Source organism: Sabulibacter ruber (genome assembly GCF_017355955.1).
Taxonomy (GTDB): domain Bacteria; phylum Bacteroidota; class Bacteroidia; order Cytophagales; family Hymenobacteraceae; genus Nibribacter; species Nibribacter ruber_A.
The window spans coordinates 1-374 of record NZ_JAFFID010000038.1; the positions used below are offsets into that span (position 1 = coordinate 1).

The 374-nt window shown below is 65.5% G+C and carries 1 protein-coding gene; it reads left to right on the plus strand.

All coding sequences use genetic code 11. From position 1 onward, the window contains the following. Positions 1 to 190: 190 nt before the first annotated feature. Positions 191 to 374: TRAP transporter small permease subunit (locus JT719_RS24355; RefSeq protein WP_207436391.1), on the plus strand; the 184-nt coding region annotated here is incomplete at its 3' end.

The following is a 374-nucleotide window of genomic DNA, read 5'->3' on the forward strand; positions in this document are numbered from 1 at the left end:
GGAAGTCCCGCGCGAGCAGGCCTTCAAGCATTTCTTCGGCTGATCCGCGCGATCGCTCCGGCCGGACGGCCGGCTGGCCTGTGTCGGGACGGCGCCCTCGGCGCCGTCCCCTTAGGGCTGTCCGTGCCCCCTCCCACCTCCGTCCACAGTCCTCTCCCGCATTCCTTCCGCGTTCACGGAGGCGCACCGCATGCAGCGGCTTCTCTTGTCGATCGACCGCATCAGCGCCTGGGTCGGAAAGACCTTCGCCTGGTGCATCCTTCTGCTGACGCTCGCCATCTCCTACGAAGTCTTCATGCGCTATGTCTTCCGCGCCCCGACCTTCTGGGTTTACGACGCCAGCTACATGCTCTACGGCGCGCTGTTCATGATGG